The following is a 17,559-nucleotide window of genomic DNA, read 5'->3' on the forward strand; positions in this document are numbered from 1 at the left end:
GTTTGAGTGTGAGGCCGATTTCATGCTGCGCGTATACCAAAAAGTTAATTGATAATAGTTTTCATTTTCATTGAATCCTAATCAGGCCTCCGGTAAGATTCCCCGGTCATTTTTGGAGGCCAATCAATGCGAACCCTTTTTACCTCTGTTTTCAGTGCATTATTGCTCAGCGGCTGCGTCAGCAGCACAACTGAACTCAACACCACTTATTACGACTACCAACTGTATTCCCCTCAGGGAAAGCAACTCAGCGTCGATAACTTGCCCGCAAACATTCTGGATGCGGATGTGGTAATGGTGGGCGAATGGCACACACATGCCGGGGTTCACCGTTTTCAGACCGATTTACTGCAAGCGTTGAGCCGCACTCCCAAGGCCATCACCTTGTCGATGGAACAGTTTGCCCGCCCGGCACAAAAAGTGCTCAACGACTACCTCAATAGCCGCATTGGTGAACAGCCACTGATGTCAGAAGGCGACGCCTGGCCAAACTATGAAAGCGACTACCGGCCGCTGGTCGAGTTCGCCAAAGCCAACGATATGGACGTGCTCGCTGCCAACGCCCCCAAACCTATGGTGCGCTGTATCGGTCGTGAAGGCCTGACCTATCTCGACAAGCTGTCTGCGGAGCGTCGTCAGCAAGTGGCCAGCGAAATCAATACCGGTCCCTCTGCTTACAAAGACAAGTTCATGGCATCGATGCACCACGGCAAGCCAGAACAAACCGAACGCCAATATGCCGCACAGGTGACCTGGGACGAAACCATGGCCGAAAGCATTGTCAATTATCTCAAAGACAATCCGGAGACCCAAATCTTACATATCGCGGGAAAATTTCATATAGAAGATGGTCTGGGGACCAAAGCGTCGATTCTGCGGCGCAACCCGACCTTGAAGGTGGTTGTGATCACCCCCGTGACAAAGCCAACACAGGCGAAAGCCGACTACCAGTTGGCCGTGCTTGAGCCGCCGGTACGTTTTGTTCAACGTGATAATCGCCTCAAAGCGATCCATGCACTGACACAACGCAATGACGATTTGATCTGCGAATAACACCACGCCAACCTGCCGGGCGAATAGCCCGGCACTTCTCTTTCCCTTTCATACATAACAATAATTATTATTTGCAATTGATAATTAATTGCATTTAAATACTACTGTTTGACGTCATCGGAGAAGAGATTCATGGACCTACAACAATGCTGGTCGAGCTACCTCAAAGCGGAACAACTTCTGGATCAGGGCCATTGGCCTCAGGCACACTATCTCTATGAAGACGTGCTTTCTTCACTGCCAGGACACATTCAATCCGCGCTGCGCTCCGATGAGACTAAGCCCTGTCAGTTTGTCTGCTTACTGTCTGGCCTGCGTGATGCCGCGGTATCTCAGTCCGAAATCCTCAACCGTATGGGCCAGCACCAGCGCGCGTTTGACGTACTCAATCAAGCCTACGCCTTACTCCAGTTTATCGCCATAGAACCGAACGCCCTTGTCCGCAGTACCGATAGCGTACTGGAGAAACAGAGTGAGGATCTCCTGCGTCATCTGGGTGCGTTTTGCAGCGCGCAGCGCAATGCGCAGTGGATGCTGGAATATGAGCAAGTAGAAAAGGCGCACCATTATTTCACCAACCTTAAGCTGATGAACGGGCTTATGACCACACCTCAGGTGGTGAACTGACACCGTCTGACTCCCCATTGATAAGGAAGTACAATGTCCAATCCAATCCTTACGGTACGTAACCTGTCCGTTAGTTTTACCACCAACGACGGAATCGTTGATGCGGTAAAAAATATCAACTTTGACCTGTATGCGGGGGAAACGCTGGCAATCGTCGGCGAGTCCGGCAGCGGTAAGTCCGTGTCCACCAACGCGCTGATGCAATTGTTGCCTAACAATGCCATTGTTCATCCGGACTCCAGCATTGTGTTCGAACGCCAGGAACTGCTGACGCAAAGCGAAAATGCCATGCGCAAAGTTCGCGGCGACCGCATTGCGATGATTTTTCAAGAACCGATGACGTCATTAAACCCATACATGCGGGTCGGGATCCAGGTGGCGGAAGCCCTGATGTGTCACCGTCGGCGTTCATTGAAACAAGCCAGACAACGCGTACTGGAACTGTTTGAACTGGTGCATCTGCCAGAACCTGATCAAGCCTACAACAAGTACCCGCATGAGTTTTCCGGCGGGCAGCTGCAACGGATTATGATAGCCATGGCGCTGATCAACGAACCAGATATTCTGATCGCCGATGAACCCACCACCGCACTGGACGTTACCGTTCAGGCTGAAGTGCTGAATCTGATTCAAGAGATTCAGACGAAAATGGGCATGGCGATCTTGTTCATCACACACGATCTGGGTGTGGTGAAACACCTGGCCGATCGAGTGCTGGTGATGTGTCAAGGTGACGTGGTCGAAGAGGGACAATGCCGAGATCTGTTTGCCTCACCGCAACACGAATACACGAAGATGCTGATCAACTCCATCCCCAACGGGCGTAAAGACGCCATTGAAGACAGCGCCCCAGCGCTGCTGAGCGCACAAGACATCCGGGTCAAATTTCTGGTTAAATCACATTTTATTTCTGCCAGAAATCAATACTTTGAAGCGGTAAAAGGCATCTCGCTTGAACTTAAACAAGGGGAAACTCTGGGCATCGTGGGGGAATCCGGATCTGGGAAATCGACTCTGGGCCGGGCATTGATTGGCCTGTTGCCATCAAGCGGGCAAATTGTATTTAAAGGCCAGGATGTTAGCCAACTGACCGACAAGCAGCGTTTCGACCTGAAAAAAGACATTCAGATGGTGTTTCAGGATCCTTATGGGTCGCTATCGCCACGAATGACGATCGGCGAAATCATTACTGAAGGTCTGACCGTGCACCAACCTCATCTCAGCCGCAGTGAGCGTTTGCAGCGCGCACGCAAAGCGCTGCAAGAGGTGCGACTGGATCCTCACTCAATTAACCGCTATCCGCATGAATTTTCCGGCGGTCAGCGCCAACGGATTGCGATTGCCCGGGCGCTGATCCTTGAACCGTCTTTTATCTTATTGGACGAACCGACATCGGCCTTAGATCGTTCGGTTCAGCTAACGGTTATCGACTTGCTCAAGGATATCCAGACAAAGCACAACATCGGTTTCCTGTTCATCAGTCATGACCTCAGTGTGGTTAAGGCCCTGTCAGACAGGGTGATCGTGATGCAAAAAGGGGAAGTCATGGAACAAGGCAGCGCAGAAGCCATCTTCCAGCAACCTCGTCACGATTACACTAAAAAACTAATCCGTGCCTCATTCGATCTTGAGGAGAGCGATGAGGTTGCCGCATGAGCCTGCATGAAATTGTCATCTTTTTCTCCTAAACTGTAACCGATCCTAAAAATCGGTTTGGCCGCCGACCCGATTACGCCGCAAGGATGCGGCGTTTTCATTTCCCCCTCGTCCCCCATAACTGGCACAGATGTTGCTCACGTTTTTCTACCGACCGATTACGCCGTTCACAAGCTGAGAAAAGCCGGCAGCAATCGGGCGCACTTTTTGCTATGTTATTTTTTGAACAAATAAGTAAGATTTCTGCAAAAGTTTTTTATCGCCTGGCCGATATAGCTAATGTGGATAGATTCAGGAGAAGAGTATGACGCCAGTAGGAATGGATTCGGTCAGAGTGACCCCAAGCCAGACTGTCTCTCCTCAGGCTAAAACCGGAGAGCAGGACACTTCCTCTGCCCCTCTTAAAGTCGAACAGACTAAGGTGACACTCTCAGACGAAGGCAAAGCATTGCTCGCCGCTCTGAAAGACATCGAAAAAGAAGAAAAAGCAGCTGAACAAGGCGAAAAAACCGTCGGAGATAAAGTTAACTCATTCACCCGTGGTGCTTTGGGAATGGAACACCCAGACAAAGCGGAGGAACAAGAAGAAGACGTTTCCTATTCCGCGGGGCAATATCTTTCCGCTGCGGCAACCATTGGCGGCTTGCTGCTCGCCTTAGTTTAAGTCGCTCAACGACACGACACTCAGATGGCAACGCAACCGCGTTGCCATTGGCGTATTTTTGCCTTCTCGCCACGCTTCCCCCCACCTTCGACCACGCGAAGTTGTTCATTAAGCTCAAAGAGTTACAATTTTATTAACATTTTATGTCTGTCACTTAAGTGTCACAATTCAGTGATGAAATGTCGCCGACCTAATAAATAAGGATATAAAATGAAACACATAATAAAGCCGGTCGTAACGGCAGTGGCGACATCAGTACTCTCCTTCAACGCACTTTCAGCAGAAATTAAAAATGTCATCCTGATGATTGGTGATGGCATGGGACCACAACAAGTCGGCCTCTTGGAAACCTACGCCAGCCGCGCTCCTCATTCTATTTATCAGGGCAACACCACCGCGTTGTACAAACTGGCCAATGAAGGCGTGATCGGTTCATCGCTCACCCACCCTGAAGACGCGATTGTCGTGGATTCCGCCTGTTCAGCAACCATGCTGGCCACCGGGATCTACACAGGCTCGGAAGTGATTGGTATTGATGCCGATGGTCATCACGTTGAAACCGTCCTTGAGCAGGCCAAACGTTTAGGCAAAGCCACAGGCCTGGTGTCGGATACCCGTATGACGCACGCAACCCCCGCCGCGTTTGCCGCCCATCAGCCGCATCGCTCTCTAGAAAATGACATTGCCGCGGACATGCTCAAAACGGGTGTCGACGTGATGTTATCCGGCGGACTGCGCCACTGGATCCCTCAATCTGCTAACGATAAAGGTGACACTTACCAGCAACTGGAAATACTGACGCACGGCGATGTGGCACTGAAGTCGAAGCGTAAAGACGAGCGCAATCTTCTGACCGAAGCACAGAAAAATGGTTACCAATTGGCGTTTAATAAAACCATGCTTAACGACGCCCAAGGCAGTAAAGTTCTCGGGCTATTTGCCAGCTCAGGTATGAATGACGGCATCGCTTACAGTCAGAGCAAAGACGATCCCAAGCGTACCCAACCCACGCTGAAAGAGATGACGGCAAAAGCCCTGAACGTGCTGGCCAAAGATCAGAATGGCTTCTTCCTGATGGTCGAAGGTGGACAAATTGACTGGGCGGGTCACAGCAATGATGCGGGCACCATGCTACACGAAATGGTCAAGTTTGATGAAGCCGTCAACGAGGTTTACCAGTGGGCGAAAGGACGTGATGATACTCTGATCATCGTCACGGCGGACCATGAAACCGGTTCATTTGGTTTTAGCTACTCCTCAGCCAATTTACCTGAACCGCAAAAACGCTCTGGCGAAGCATTTAAACAGCAGAATTACGCACCGAATTTTAACTTTGGCAAATTTGAAATCCTTGATGGCTTGTACAACCAGAAAATGAGCTACTACGGCATGCTGGACGCGTTTGGCAAGCTGGACAAGAGCCAGCAAACTCCGGCCAAATTGGCTGAAATCATCAACGCGAGCAGTGACTTTCCAATTACCGAAGCTCAAGCCGCCAACATTTTGCAGGACAAACCAAACCCTTACCATAAAGACGGCCACAGTTACCTGTCCGCCAAAGAGGTACCGGCGATTCACGACTTTGACGCTTTCTTCCCGTATAACGACCGTACCAACTTGATCGCCCGCGAGCAGGCCACTGGTCAGAACACGGTCTGGGGTACCGGTACTCACACCCACACTCCGGTTAACGTATTTGCCTGGGGACCGGCAGAAACCATTCTTCCGGTGTCGAAAATCATGCACCATTCAGAATTGGGTGAATACATCAAGTCGATGGTCAAATAACACCACAGACCAAAGCGCCCCCTTGGGGGCGCTTTTTTCTTTTAGCTCATATACCATTGACGTTCATGACATTTAGCGGCAGGATCATGCCACTCCCTCATTCAAACTTGTTTGACCATGTGCCAGATTTTTGCCAATCAACCAGCTGAAACCTATCAGTATATCACTCGTTCAATCCGTATTGACGGGCATGTCACCAGCGTCAAGCTGGAAGCCAGTTTCTGGACCATACTGGAAGAAATTGCCGCCCACCAAGCGATGAGCATGCCTAAATTTCTCAGCCGCATTCACCAGGAAGCGCTGGCATTGAACGGTGACGTCACCAATTTTGCTTCTATGCTACGCTGTGCCTGTCTGATCTATCTGCGCCAGCCCAGCCAAACCATAAAGACAGCTCAGGCCGAACTGTGCGACAGCCTGTAATGCTTGTCGTACTCAGGTACTACCCTTTTTGCTTCACGTGGCGCTAGTCTGGTTTGCTCAGCAGTAGGAGCAATCATGACAAAATTAATTCACAGCATGATCCGGGTCAGCGACCTGGAAAAATCCATTGAGTTTTACCGTAACGTTCTTGGCTTGACTGTACAAAACCAGTATCAGTTTGACGGCTTTACGCTGGCCTATCTGGCCAATGAAGAAAGCGGCTTTGAACTGGAACTGACCTACAATCACGATCAGCGTGACGCATACACTCATGGCAGTGGCTACGGTCACCTGGCGGTCAGCGTGGAAGACATCGAGCAAGCGCACCAGAACATCACGGCACAAGGTGTGGAAACCACCGACATCAAAGCGCTTGACCACCATCAGAAACATCTGGCGACGTTTTTCTTCGTCACCGACCCTGACGGCTACAAAATCGAGTTTCTTCAGCGTCAGGGACGCTACCTGTAGGCGGCATGCGGTAACAACAAGGCACTCAACTGAGTGCCTTGATTGATTATGCGTGGCCTTTGTCGACCATGTGCAGATGCACATCCTGCTGTGGAAACGGAATCGAGATACCTTCGCGATCAAAACGCAGCTTCACTTCTTTGGTAACATCCCAGTACACATCCCAGTAATCGTCCGTTTTCACCCATGGGCGGACAATAAAATCCACCGACGAGGTATTGAGTGTATGCACACGAATGTTGGGCTCTGGCGCTTTCAGCACAGCCGGATGCTCAGTAACAATCTCTTTTAGCACCCGTTCCGCTTTCAGTAAATCATCGGCGTAACCGATGCCAAACACCATATCCACCCGGCGTACTCGTTCATGCGTCACATTCTTAATCACATCACCCCAGATTTTGCTGTTGGGCAGGATAATGATCTGATTATCAAAGGTTCGAATGGTGGTGTTCACCAGGCTCATGTGGCTCACTTTCCCCTCAACACCACCAGCGTAGACAAAATCTTCCACATCAAACGGGCGGTAGATCAACAGCATCATTCCCGCCGCAAAGTTGGACAGCGTATCCTGCAATGCGAAACCGATGATCACACCCGCGATACCAAAACCGGTCAGCACCGGCGTCAAATTCAGGCCTAATTGTGACAGGCCGACCATAAAACCGATAAACCAGACCGCTTTACCCGACATCGAGATAAAAAAGTCCTGCATTAACTGCGAGAACTTCAGGTTACGTGAACCGACCGTTTTCTTGACGACTTTACGGGTGACTTTTGCCAGCGCTCCGGAGATAAGCAGAATCAGCACGAACACAAACAGTTGAAACAGATGCTGAGGCGCATTCACGATGAGCCAGTCCCAGGCACTGTTTGACCAATGACTGACGATCGACATGGCCACGTTCCAGTCGAGCAGATCGTGAGTCACACTGCCCGTCACCTCAAAAATCATCCGTTTATATTCCGAGGTTTCCAACCCGATATTGTCGCCAATATTTAACAGCGAACGCAGACTGTCAGTGGCAATGTCGAGACGCTGTTTCAGTACCAGTTGATTGAGTTGCAATGACGCCTTTTCTGACTCAGGACTGGAGCTGAGCTGCGTGGCAACCACGTCCAACTGTTGATTGAAATATTCAACCGACGCCGACAGAACCCGTAAACGCTTGTTCACCTGATCTTTCAGCGCCGCTTCAGCCGCCTCATCCTGTTCACCCAGTTTTTTTAGCCAGTTGAGGTTTTGCCAGTTGGCTTCATACACCACATCCAGATAATGCTGTAACTCGCGGTAGTTATTGAGCAGTGACAGTTTCTCTTCATCTTTAGCGCTGTTGAGTGATTCATTGAGCGACTTAATTTTCGCTTCCAGATACGCGGTCGCATCGTTGCCGTATTTCTGCTGTAGCCGGACCTGTGCAATCAACTCAGTTTTATCGAAAGATTGCTTATTGATCGCATCAGCCAGTCGCTCTCGCAACTCTTCATTTTTCTGGAATAGCTGCAACTGAATCGCGTCTTTCTCATCGCCGCTGGCCGTTCTGAGGCTATCGGTCAGGGCAATAATTTCTGTGTTGACCGCTTCAATCGCCACTTGCGCTTTGGAGGGCTGGGGCTCTTCCGTCGCCCACGCGCTGCTGATAACAACCAGGCTCAGTAGCAGCGCTAACCACCATCCACCCAGCAGGGAGCGGCCTGGCCGCAGACAAGACAATGTCGTCATATTTACCTCGTATCGTACAACGGCCGTCGGAATGATGGCGCATAACTGTCTCAATGTATTCTGTATTTTATATCAAGATGAGACGTCTTTCTGTGCCGTATTGTCAGCGGGGTGTCCGTTTACATAAAAAAGCCCCGCGACACAGCGCGGGGCGAAAAGCCAAGAACACTCCGATTACTTGGCGACCTGGAGGAGGACGTTTTCCAGTCGATCGAGACCTTCGCTCAAGACTTCCGGTTCAATCGTCAGAGGGGGCAGCAGACGGATCACGTTTCCTTTCACCCCGCACGACAGCAGAATCAGACCATTTTCCTGCGCTTGAGCGATCACCGCTTTGGTCACTTCCGGTAACGGCTGGCCGGTCTGGGGGTCGCTGAACTCAATCGCCATCATGGCGCCCAGCGTGCGCACGTCGGCAATCGCCGGAACCGATGCCTGTAATGCCGTAAGGCGGGCATTGACCACCTCACCAATCCCGACGGCTTTATTGCACAGATCTTCTTCAGCAATGATGTTCAATACTTCCAACCCCGCCACGCACCCCAGAGCAGAGCCCGCATAGGTCCCCCCCAGACCGCCAGGCGCCGCTGAGTCCATAACATGGGCTTTCCCCACCACTGCTGAAATCGGGAAGCCGCCCGCGATGCCTTTTGCCATGGTCATTAAGTCCGGTTCAATGCCGAGGTACTCGGTCGCAAACATTTTCCCCGTTCGGGCAAAACCGGTCTGAATCTCATCGGCAATCAGCACAATCCCATGCTTATCACACAGTGCCCGGAGCGCCTGAGCAAACGCCGCTGGCGCCTGATAAAAGCCGCCTTCACCCTGCACCGGCTCAAAAATCATCGCCGCCACACGCCCAGGTTCGATATCACAGGCAAACAGATCTTCGATCGCCTGCAGGCTGTCTTCCACACTAATACCATGCAAGACGTTCGGATAAGGTGCGTGGTAAATCTCGTTCGGGAACGGACCAAAACCCGCTTTGTAGGGGGTGACTTTTCCGGTCAGCCCCATGGTCATATTGGTCCGGCCATGGAAACCACCTTTGAACGCAATTACGCCGCTGCGTCCGGTATGCGCGCGAGCGATTTTCACCGCATTTTCCACCGCTTCAGCACCGGTTGTCAGAAAGATCGCTTTTTTGTCACTGTCTCCGGGGGCCAGAACAGTCAGTTTTTCCGCCAGTTCAACAAACGAAGCATACGGCGTGACCATCGCACAGGTGTGCGAGAAATGATCAATTTGCGCTTTCACCGCTTCAGTTATGCGTTGGTGACTATGGCCGGTGTTGGTCACTGCGATCCCTGCCGCGAAATCAATGTACTGATTGCCTTCAATGTCCCACACGTAGGCGTTTTCCGCCCGCTCGACGTACAGCGGATACAGCGCGCCCATCCCCTTAGCAATCACGTTGTTTCTTCTTTGATGCCATTGTTGATTTGTCATGATTCGGTTCCTTGATTAATTTCCGCCAAAGCAGAGGTATTTCACGTCCATATATTCATCAATCCCTTGCTTGGCGCCTTCACGACCTATGCCGGACTGTTTCACACCGCCAAACGGGGCGACCTCGGTCGAGATGATGCCTTCGTTAATGCCGACCATGCCGTATTCAAGCGCTTCGGCAATCTGCCAAACCCGGTGAATGTTCTGACTGTAGAAATAAGAGGCCAGGCCATAGATGGTGTCGTTGGCCATTTCAATCAGTGCCTCGTCGCTGTCAAATCGCATCACCGGAGCAATCGGACCAAAGATCTCTTCCTGAACAATCTCCATGTCATGCGTCACGTTTTTCAGTACCACCGGCTGCATGAACAGCCCGTCGAGCGCCTGTGGCGCGGTCACGGGTTCGGCGCCTTGTTCAATGGCGCGATTCAGTAACGCCTGAATGCCCTGTTTGGCCGATTCGCTGATCACCGGGCCGATGTTCACTCCCGTTTCCAGGCCATTCCCGATCTTGAGTTGTTGAACCGCCGCATCAAACTTGGCAACAAACTCGTCGTAAACCTTGCTGTGTACGTAGAAACGGTTGGCGCACACACATGTCTGACCGGCGTTGCGAAATTTCGACGCGATGGCGCCTTTCACCGCAGCATCCAAATCCGCATCATCGAAAACAATAAACGGAGCATTCCCACCCAGTTCCATCGACGTGCGTTTGATGTCTTTGGCGCTTTGCTCCATCAGAACACGCCCGACCTGAGTCGAACCGGTGAACGACAACTTACGGATCAACGGATGAGAAGTAAAAATGGCTCCCACCTGACGTGAACTTTCGCCCAGCACCACTTGCAGCACATCGCGTGGTACCCCGGCCTGATAGGCCAGCTCAGCGACAGCAAACGCTGACAGTGGCGTTGATTCGGACGGCTTAACCATAAAGGTGCAGCCCGCCGCCAGCGCCGGACCAGCCTTGCGAGTGATCATCGCAATCGGAAAGTTCCACGGGGTGATCGCACACGCCACACCAATGGGCTGCTTGATGGTGACAATACGCTTGTCGGCAGATGGCGCCGGAATCGCATCACCGTAAGTGCGCTTGGCTTCCTCAGCAAACCATTCGATAAAACTCGCGCCATACAGTACTTCACCCTGCGCCTCTGCCAGTGGCTTCCCCTGCTCCAGCGTCATCAGCCTGGCCAGATCGGATTTATTCTCGACGATCAGCTGGTACCAGCGTTGTAAAATGGCCGCACGCTGTTTAGCCGACTGTTTCGCCCAGGATTTTTGCGCGCGATGTGCCCGCTCGATACCATTAATGATCGCCGAATCCGATGAGACGGGAGCATAACCGATCGATTCACCCGTTGCCGGGTTGGTCACCTCGACCGAGGAGTTGTCGCTATTGACCAGAAACGAAAGTAAGCTTTGATTGTGAATCTGCTGCATGGTAGTTCCTTTTTACCTCGCTCTCTTTGATTGTCCCGCGATGCAAGAGAGCCGATGAATTGATGCCTGATCGAACGGCGTACATCAGGCTGGTATTTGTTGGGTGATACAGTGTATGTTGCCACCGCCGAGTAACACTTCCCGGGTCGGGATACCGATGATCTGATAATCCGGAAGTGCACGCTGCAAAATGGCCATCGCATCGGCATCTGTCGCTTCGTCCAGCAAAGGCAGAAACACATGCCCATTCACCATTAGGAAATTGGCGTAAGACGCGCTGAGACGTTCACCGGCGCTGCGGTTCATACCGTCGCTGTTATCAATGCCTCCCGCCTCCACATCACTGTAATAGAGAGGCCCGGGGATCGGCAGTTTGATGATCTCGATTTGCCTCCCCTTTGCGTCGCGTTCGCTGCTCAGTACGCGTTCGGCTTCCCGCGACAGTTCAAATTGAGGATCGGAGGGATCGTCGGTCCAGCTGAGTACCACTTTGCCCGGAGCAATCACGTGCATCAGATTATCCACATGCCCGTCCGTTTCATCGTTGTACAGTCCCTGTGGCAACCAGATAACTTTTTCAATGCCCAGATAGGTTTCAAGCTGTGATTCCAGCTCTGGTTTGCTCAAATCCGGATTGCGTCCCGGACTAAGCAGGCACTCTTCGGTGGTGTATAATGTGCCTTGACCGTCGGTGTGAATCGATCCACCTTCCAGCACGAACGGAGCCTGATAATAGTCAATCCCTACAATATCGCACACGTTCGCCGCCACCTGGTCATCAAACTGCCAGTTGTCATACAGGCCATTAAATTCACCGCCCCAGGCATTAAATTGCCAACTGATACCGCGACGTGCACCGCGACCATTCACCAGAACAGTCGGACCAATATCACGCATCCAGGCATCGTTATACGGCATTTCCACCAAACGCACTGACGGATGCAATAAGTGACGTGCGCGATCAAACTGACGTGCACTTACCGCGACATAAACTCGCGTCACTTCTGCGATGGCGTTCGCCACGCGGGCAAACGTCTGCTGCGCGGGTCTGGCCTCATCACGCCAGTTGTCCGTACGTTCCGGCCAGGCCAGCCAAACCTGGCAGACCAGGTCAAACTCGGCTGGAAAGCGGAAACCATCTTCTTTAGGAGTGGTCGTCAGTTGCATACCGCACCCCACTACACAGCCAGCTTGCCCACACTGGTATACAAATCCGGTCGACGGTCACGGAACAATCCCCACGCATGGCGCGCTTTGGCCGTGGCCTGCAGGTCAATTTCCGCATAGATGATTGCCTCTTCATTACGTGGCGCTTCTGCCAACTTGGCGCCGGTGTGGTCGGTAATAAACGAAGAGCCATAGAACGTCGTTTCGATACCGTCATCGACCTCAACGCCCGTTCGGTTAGCCGCAATCACTGGCACCAGATTGGCCGCCGAATGCCCCTGCATGGTTCGTTGCCAGTGATCACGTGAATCGAGCGTTGGATCCTGAGGCTCACTGCCAATGGCGGTGGGGTAAAAAATCGCTTCGGCGCCATTCAGCGCCAGACTGCGTGCCAGCTCTGGGAACCACTGGTCCCAACAGATGCCCACACCAAATTTACCAAAGCGGGTCTGCCACACTTTGAATCCGGTATCGCCCGGGCTGAAGTAGTATTTTTCACTGTAACCCGGTCCATCCGGAATGTGTGACTTGCGGTAGTTCTCCAGCACACGGCCGTCTGCGTCGATCATCACCAGGGAGTTAAAAAATGTGTTGCCGGCATTTTCAAAGTAGCTAACCGGAATCACCACGCCCAGCTCCTTCGCCAAAGCGCTCATCTCCTGGATAAGACGGCAGTTTTCCGTCTCTTCCGCCAGTTCAAAATATTTGGCTTCCTGCTTTTTACAAAAATAGGGTGCCGCGAACAGTTCCTGAGGCACGATAACATTGGCACCATTGGCCGCCGCGTCGCGGATGGCGGCCTTCGCTTTAGCAAGGTTATTGTCCAGATCCCAGCTTTTGGTCAGCTGAAGGGCTGCAAATTTGACGACATGACTCATGAGATTTTCCTTTCTCTGTATTTGTTTCAATAACCGATTAGATCGCCAGCTTATCGCGCAAGTTGTAGTAAGCCGCGCCGATGGCAGTAAATGGGATTTGGAAATGACGACCGCCCGGGAAGGCGTAATGTTTCAGCGATGCAAATGCATCAAAACGCTCTGCATGCCCTGTCAACGCTTCCGCCAACAACTTCCCTGCCAGGTGAGTACAGGTCACACCGTGACCACTGTAGCCTTGCAGGTAGTAAATATTGTCTGCAAATGAACCGAATTGCGGCATACGGGAGTAAGTCAGCAAGAAGTTGCCGGTCCAGGCGTAGTCAACCCCGATGCCCTTAAGCTGAGGGAACACTTTTTCCAGTTTAGGGCGGATCAAAGCCTCGACGTTGTTTGGATCGCGAGCACCGTATACCACACCGCCGCCGAACAACAGGCGTTTGTCCGCGGTGAGACGGAAGTAGTCAAGCAGATAATTGCAGTCTTCGACACAGTAATCACTGGGCAAAATGTCTTTCAATTGTGCGTCGGACAACGGCTCTGTGGTCACCACTTGCGTTCCACATGGAATTGCTTTGTTACTGATATTCGGGGCCAGGCCGCCCAAGTACGCATTGCCTGCCAGTACCAGATATTTGCATTTCACGCTCCCTTGCTCTGTCCGAGCCACAGGGTTGAGGCCTTTCTCTATCGAGGTCACACCCGATTGTTCGAAGATCTTGCCGCCCAGAGCCGTCACGGCAGCGGCTTCGCCCAGCGCCAGTTTCAATGGGTGAATATGACCGCCACGCATGTCCAGTAAGCCCCCCACGTAAGCCTGCGTACCGACTTTCTCTTCCAGCTCCGACGCATCCAGCATGCTCAACTGATGATTGCCGTAACGCTCCCAGTGTTTTTTATGCTCTTCCAACCCTTTGAGCTGCTTATGGTTCAATGCGGTAAACAGCCCGCCATGTTTGAGGTCGCAGTCAATGTCATACTTATCAATCAAGCCGCGGATTATGTCGCCGCCTTCAAATATCATGTCGCACAGTGCTTTGGCCTGAGAAGGCTCGTAGCGGCTTTCAATCACATCCACATCCCGGCTGTAACTGTTGACGATCTGGCCTCCATTACGACCTGTGGCACCAAAGCCGACTTTTGCGCTTTCCAGCACCACGACATTAAAGCCTTTCTCAGCCAAGTGCAGCGCCGAGGACAGCCCTGAAAAGCCAGCGCCAACGATACACACGTCACACTCGATATCATCACGCAGTTGTGGGTACTCACTTACATTCTCAATCGAATGAGCATAATATGAATCTGTATGTTTATTCATTGTGGTCTTCCTTGTTTAATCGGCGTCAGGCTTAAGGTTGGAGACGAATCCAGGTGGTTTTGGTTTCGGTAAACTTCTCTATGGCGTGCAGTGATTTATCACGGCCGTTACCGCTCATTTTGAAGCCACCAAAAGGCACGGTCATATCGCCTTCGTTGTAGTTGTTGACCCAGACAGAGCCTGCTTGCAGTTGCTTGGCCACACGGTGAACGCGATTGATGCTGTCGCTCCACAGCGCCGCACCCAGCCCATATTGAGAGTCATTGGCGATAGCAATCGCTTCCTGCTCAGTTTTGAAGGTAATCACACACAGTACCGGGCCGAAAATTTCTTCTTGCGCGACCTGCATCTGATTATCGACGTTATCCAGGATCACCGGTGCCACAAACGCACCTCGCTGTCCGGTATCACCGCCACAGCGCTGGACTGCTCCGGCTTGCTTGCCCAATTCGACATAACTGAGGACTTTGGCTTTGTGTTCCTGATCGATCAGCGCGCCCATGCTGGAAGTAGGATCAAGTGGATCTTTAGGCGCAAAGCGCTGCGCGGCCGTGATCACTTTATCAATGAACATGTCTTTAATGCTTTCATGAACCAGCAAACGCGTCGCAGCAACACAGACTTCCCCCTGGTTATAGAAGCATCCGGCTGCGGTTTCCGCCGCCGCATTGTCTAAGTCAGCGTAGTCCTCGAACACGATGTTGGCGTTCTTCCCCCCGGCTTCGGCCCACACACGTTTGAGGTTCGTTTCACCGGAGCAGACCATAAGATGGCCAGCGACACGAGTTGAACCGGTAAACGCAATGCAGTCGACATCGGTATGACGCGCCAGCACCTCACCCGCTTCATGTCCGTAGCCTGTGATCACCTGGAAAACACCGTCTGGTAGCCCCGCCTGCTTGGCCAATTTGCCCAGAAAGATGGCGGTTAAAGACGATTTTTCTGATGGTTTGAGGATCACGCTGTTACCAGCCGCCAGCGCTGGCCCTAGCTTCCAGCAGGCAATCCACAACGGGAAGTTCCACGGAACCACGGCCGCTACCACCCCGATGGGTTGATGAGAAATATAAGCGTGAACATCTTTTTCGGTCGGCGCCACTTCGCCGTACACTTTGTCGATGGCTTCTGCATACCAACGCAAAGATTTGGCGGCACCGGGAATGTCGGTGCTAACACTATGAGCAATCGGTTTTCCCGTATCCAGCGTTTCCAGTAACGCCAGCTCATCGACGTGTTGATCAATCAGATCCGCAAAGCGGTACAGTGTGGCTTTACGCTCCGCTGGGGCACACTGGCTCCAGAGTCCAGCATGAAAGGCTTGACGAGCGTATGTCACCGCAAGATTTACGTCTTCTTCCTGACAACGGGCAATCTCCGTCAGTGTTTCATCCGTGGCAGGGTTGACCACTGCCAGTGTCTGCTGGCTCAGCGCCGCGCAGTATTCTCCATTGATGAAGGCCCGATTTTCGATTGTCAGTTGATCTCTCAGTTCAATCCATTGCTCCTGCGATTTCATACGCTCTCCTTGGTCACCGCCAAGGAAGCTAGAATGTCGTTGGCGTATGTGCGCTGATCATCCTGCAAGCCTTGTCGGTATGATTAGTAAATTTATGCGGAACCGTCGTGTCAATGACGTACGACTCCCCTTGCGTGAGAAGATAGATCTGACCGTTATACTCAAGCGTGATTTCACCCTCTAGTACGGTACCGACTTCTTCTCCCTCATGTTTGATTTCTGCAGCACCTGTCGTACTGTGAGGCTGATACTCTTCAATCAGAAAACCAATAACCTGCTCCTTGGTTCCGTTGCTTACCAGCTTCATCGAGACAGATTCACTGCCCATCTCTATTAACTCTTCTGCTTTCAGTACCACTTTGGCTTCTTTATTGTGTTGCTCAAAAGTGAAAAACTCCGACAGAGACAGTGAAAACACGTTCACTATTTTTTGCAGCGAACTGACCGAAGGGCTGACTTTGCCATTTTCAATCGACGAAATGGCACTGTGTGTAATCCCGGCTTTTTCGGCCAGCTCGCGCTGTGACAATCCATGTGATTTACGTAGTTGAACAATATTTTTACCAACCAGTTGATTGTCCATTCATGCAACTCCTACTTTTAGTGAGAAGCTGACATGATAAATTCTTTGAATAAAATCTGTGAGAAATGATTACTTTTCGCTTGCCATTCTGGGTGCCACTGCACGCCAACAAAGAATTTGTGTTCCGGTAAACTGAAGGCTTCCACCAGACCGTCAGGCGCTTTGGCTTCCACGCGCAAACCAGGAGCCAGTGCATCGACCCCCTGGTTGTGCAAAGTATTCACTTCAAAATAACTGACATTTTCCCAGCGATTGTCCACCAGCCACTGTTCAAACAAGCTGTCTTTCTGAACCAGGACTGCATGCGCCGACGCGTATTTCTCGGCAAAATCACTGGTCTGGCGCTCACGATGATCGGCGTATCCGGATTCATGAACCGCCGGATTGAGGCTTCCACCCAGTGCGACGTTCATTTCCTGAAAACCACGGCAAATTCCCAGACAAGGAATGTTTTTGTCTATTGCCAGACGCAACAGGTGCAGTGACAGCTCATCACGCGCTTCATCGGTTTTGCTTTCTTGGTGCTGGGCCTGATAGCGGTGTGGTGCGACGTTCGAATGGCTACCCGGAAACAACAGTCCGTCACACAGTGCCAGTGCAGCGTCAAGGTCGTCACCAGCGATAGCGGATGGCAAAATAACCGGGATCCCACCAAAATCGGTGACCGCGTCCAGATAGAAGGCATTCAGTGCCTGAATTTGATAACCGGCCAGTTCCTTACTGCAACTCACCAGACCGATGATTGGCTTTCTTTTGTCAGACATCTTTCCACCACGTTCGATTTATTTAACAAAAAACCTACAAGT

Annotated in this window: 16 protein-coding genes; 7 read left to right on the forward strand and 9 right to left on the reverse strand. The window is 51.7% G+C overall.

Annotated elements, in window-relative coordinates:
- Positions 1-126 precede the first annotated feature (126 nt).
- The 7 genes from CAG65_RS10045 (at position 127) to CAG65_RS10075 (ending at position 6,682) form a co-directional block, all read left to right on the forward strand.
- On the forward strand, positions 127-1,053 hold the full coding sequence (locus tag CAG65_RS10045) for a ChaN family lipoprotein (RefSeq protein WP_161453533.1): 927 nt from the start codon (positions 127-129) through the stop codon (positions 1,051-1,053).
- Between the two features lie 132 nt (positions 1,054-1,185).
- The gene (locus tag CAG65_RS10050) at positions 1,186-1,680 is read left to right on the forward strand and encodes a hypothetical protein (RefSeq protein ID WP_161453534.1); all 495 of its coding nucleotides are present in this window, start codon (positions 1,186-1,188) and stop codon (positions 1,678-1,680) included.
- 33 nt (positions 1,681-1,713) lie between these two features.
- Positions 1,714-3,336, forward strand: a complete 1,623-nt coding sequence (locus tag CAG65_RS10055; protein WP_161453535.1) for an ABC transporter ATP-binding protein — start codon at positions 1,714-1,716, stop codon at positions 3,334-3,336.
- A 304-nt stretch (positions 3,337-3,640) separates the two neighbouring features.
- A complete protein-coding gene (locus CAG65_RS10060; protein WP_161453536.1) occupies positions 3,641-4,000 on the forward strand; it encodes a hypothetical protein in 360 nt (119 codons plus the stop codon).
- A 210-nt stretch (positions 4,001-4,210) separates the two neighbouring features.
- Positions 4,211-5,788, forward strand: a complete 1,578-nt coding sequence (locus tag CAG65_RS10065; RefSeq protein WP_161453537.1) for an alkaline phosphatase — start codon at positions 4,211-4,213, stop codon at positions 5,786-5,788.
- Between the two features lie 117 nt (positions 5,789-5,905).
- The gene (locus CAG65_RS10070; RefSeq protein WP_021703935.1) at positions 5,906-6,211 is read left to right on the forward strand and encodes a ribbon-helix-helix domain-containing protein; all 306 of its coding nucleotides are present in this window, start codon (positions 5,906-5,908) and stop codon (positions 6,209-6,211) included.
- A gap of 72 nt (positions 6,212-6,283) precedes the next feature.
- Positions 6,284-6,682: a glyoxalase superfamily protein gene (locus CAG65_RS10075; protein ID WP_337247429.1), complete on the forward strand. Its 399-nt coding sequence runs from the start codon at positions 6,284-6,286 to the stop codon at positions 6,680-6,682.
- Positions 6,683-6,728: 46 nt separating this feature from the next.
- Here CAG65_RS10075 and CAG65_RS10080 read toward each other — a convergent pair whose 3' ends face one another.
- From CAG65_RS10080 to CAG65_RS10120, 9 genes are all read right to left on the reverse strand, one after another.
- On the reverse strand, positions 6,729-8,402 hold the full coding sequence (locus CAG65_RS10080) for a mechanosensitive ion channel family protein (RefSeq protein WP_161453539.1): 1,674 nt from the start codon (positions 8,400-8,402) through the stop codon (positions 6,729-6,731).
- A 174-nt stretch (positions 8,403-8,576) separates the two neighbouring features.
- Positions 8,577-9,851, reverse strand: coding sequence for a 4-aminobutyrate--2-oxoglutarate transaminase (gabT, locus tag CAG65_RS10085; RefSeq protein ID WP_161453540.1), 1,275 nt, complete (start codon positions 9,849-9,851; stop codon positions 8,577-8,579).
- 15 nt (positions 9,852-9,866) lie between these two features.
- Positions 9,867-11,294, reverse strand: coding sequence for an NAD-dependent succinate-semialdehyde dehydrogenase (locus tag CAG65_RS10090; protein ID WP_021703931.1), 1,428 nt, complete (start codon positions 11,292-11,294; stop codon positions 9,867-9,869).
- Positions 11,295-11,378: 84 nt separating this feature from the next.
- Positions 11,379-12,461 (reverse strand): agmatine deiminase, encoded by a 1,083-nt coding sequence (gene aguA / locus CAG65_RS10095; protein WP_161453541.1) that lies wholly within the window; start codon positions 12,459-12,461, stop codon positions 11,379-11,381.
- Between the two features lie 11 nt (positions 12,462-12,472).
- A complete protein-coding gene (gene aguB / locus CAG65_RS10100) occupies positions 12,473-13,339 on the reverse strand; it encodes an N-carbamoylputrescine amidase (RefSeq protein ID WP_161453542.1) in 867 nt (288 codons plus the stop codon).
- Positions 13,340-13,376: 37 nt separating this feature from the next.
- Complete coding sequence (locus CAG65_RS10105; RefSeq protein WP_161453543.1) at positions 13,377-14,654, reverse strand: NAD(P)/FAD-dependent oxidoreductase; 1,278 nt, start codon at positions 14,652-14,654, stop codon at positions 13,377-13,379.
- A gap of 31 nt (positions 14,655-14,685) precedes the next feature.
- Positions 14,686-16,170: an aldehyde dehydrogenase gene (locus tag CAG65_RS10110; RefSeq protein WP_021703927.1), complete on the reverse strand. Its 1,485-nt coding sequence runs from the start codon at positions 16,168-16,170 to the stop codon at positions 14,686-14,688.
- Positions 16,171-16,198: 28 nt separating this feature from the next.
- The gene (gene puuR / locus CAG65_RS10115; RefSeq protein ID WP_161453544.1) at positions 16,199-16,753 is read right to left on the reverse strand and encodes an HTH-type transcriptional regulator PuuR; all 555 of its coding nucleotides are present in this window, start codon (positions 16,751-16,753) and stop codon (positions 16,199-16,201) included.
- A 17-nt stretch (positions 16,754-16,770) separates the two neighbouring features.
- Positions 16,771-17,517, reverse strand: a complete 747-nt coding sequence (locus tag CAG65_RS10120; protein WP_161453545.1) for a gamma-glutamyl-gamma-aminobutyrate hydrolase family protein — start codon at positions 17,515-17,517, stop codon at positions 16,771-16,773.
- Positions 17,518-17,559 lie beyond the last annotated feature (42 nt).

Source organism: Vibrio sp. V39_P1S14PM300 (assembly GCF_009904765.1).
GTDB classification, from domain to species: domain Bacteria; phylum Pseudomonadota; class Gammaproteobacteria; order Enterobacterales; family Vibrionaceae; genus Vibrio; species Vibrio proteolyticus.